1 protein-coding gene is annotated in these 1872 nt (G+C 38.6%); it reads left to right on the top strand.

Annotated elements, in window-relative coordinates:
- Positions 1-75: 75 nt before the first annotated feature.
- Positions 76-1863: a M61 family metallopeptidase gene (locus H5072_RS18325; protein ID WP_182694373.1), complete on the top strand. Its 1788-nt coding sequence runs from the start codon at positions 76-78 to the stop codon at positions 1861-1863.
- The last annotated feature ends 9 nt before the right edge of the window (positions 1864-1872 follow it).

Genomic DNA, 1872 nt, shown 5'->3' on the forward strand with positions numbered 1-1872 from the left:
TTTATCGTATTTAATTCACTTTTAAATAGGGGCTTGTTAGTCTTGTAAGCAATTAAGTTTCCACTAAGAGTCTCTATGAAAAAGTTATTAGCCCTTTCAATTTTAGCTGCATGTTCAGCGCCTGTATTTGCCGATGTAAATTATTCTTTAGAAATCTCGCAACCACAGCATCATTTAGGTGATGTAAGTGTTGAGTTTCCAAAAACAGCGCAAGCACACCTTGATATAAAACTTCCTGCGTGGCGCACGGGTCGCTACGAAATGTTAAATCTTGCAAATGGCATTCGCTACTTCAAAGCCAAAGATGAAGATGGCAAAGAACTAAAATGGGAAAAAATAGATCACAGTACATGGCGTGTACATCTTAATGAACCTACAGAAGTAAATGTTGACTACCAGGTGTATGCAAATGAGCTTGGTAAACGTGCTCGCCACATTGACGACAGCCATGCATTTATAGATGCGTCAGGCTTTTTTATGTTTAGTGAATCATTTCGCCAAGAGCCTGTAACCGTTAATTTAGACGTGCCTAAAAAGTGGCGTTCTGTATCGGGTATGAATAATTTAAAAGGCAAAAATTCATTTAAAGCAACCGATTACGATGTACTTGTTGATTCACCAATCGAAACGGGTATTAACCAACTACACACATTTGAAGTAGAAGGGCGTGAATATGATTTAGTTATATGGGGCGATGGTAACTACGATGTAGAGCTAATGCTTACCGATCTTAAAAAATTAGTTGCCACGGGTAATGTAATTTGGGATGGCTATCCGTATGAGCGTTATGTATTTATGGTGCATGCAACATCAGGAGCTGGTGGTGCAACAGAGCATTTAAACTCAACAATTATTCAACGACCACGTGACCGATTTGGTAGCCGCGAAGATTACTTAGGTTTTATTAGCACCGCTGCGCATGAGTTTGTTCATACATGGAATGTTAAAGCATATCGCCCTCAAGGTTTAGTGCCATACGATTACACTAATATGAACTATTCAAAACTGCTGTGGATTGCAGAAGGTTCAACAAGTTACTTTGAAGATCATTTATTAGTGCGCTCAGGCATTCAAACAACAGATGAATTTTTTAAAGTAATGAGTAAAACCATTAACCGTCATTTGCAGACACCGGGCCGTGAAGTGCAAAGCGCAAGCGAAACAAGCTTTGATAAATGGATTAATCAAGGTGGCGATCACGCACGTAACTACAGCACCAATATTTATTCAGAAGGTTCGTTACTTTCACTTGCTTTAGATATTGACTTACTAGAAAAAAGCCAAGGTAAAATAAGCTATCGCGACGTGCACAAAGCACTTTATAACAATCATAAAATGCCCGCTGGATTTACAGATACAGATGTACTTAATATCTTAAAAGATTTAACAGGACGTGATTATTCAAGCTGGTGGCAAGAAAATGTAGAGTCGCCTGCAAGTATTAACTTTGACGATTTACTTACTAAAGTAGGTTTAAAGTTTGAGCGTCCTGAAAAAGCAAAAGCACTTGCAAGTATTGATGCTACCGCCAAAAATACGGGTGAATTACTGACGTTAAGTTATGTACGCCGTGGTGGCAGTGCGTGGAAAGCGGGTTTAACTACCGATGATAAAATTGTCGCTATAAACAAACATCACGTAGGTAAAGATTTAAAAACTAGCTTAGAAACGTTTAAGGCAGGCGACAAAGTAACCGTTGACTATCTTCGTCGCGATGCACTTGAAAGCTTAACATTAGTATTATCAGAAGATTTCGATAAGCCTAAAAAAGTAGTTGCTGATAAAGAGGCAACGCCACAGCAAAAAGCACTATTCAAAGCATGGATTGGCGTGGAACATCCAAATGATGTGACAAAAAAATAAATTCAGTTT

Source organism: Pseudoalteromonas sp. SR45-5 (assembly GCF_014163565.1).
Lineage (GTDB): Bacteria > Pseudomonadota > Gammaproteobacteria > Enterobacterales > Alteromonadaceae > Pseudoalteromonas > Pseudoalteromonas distincta.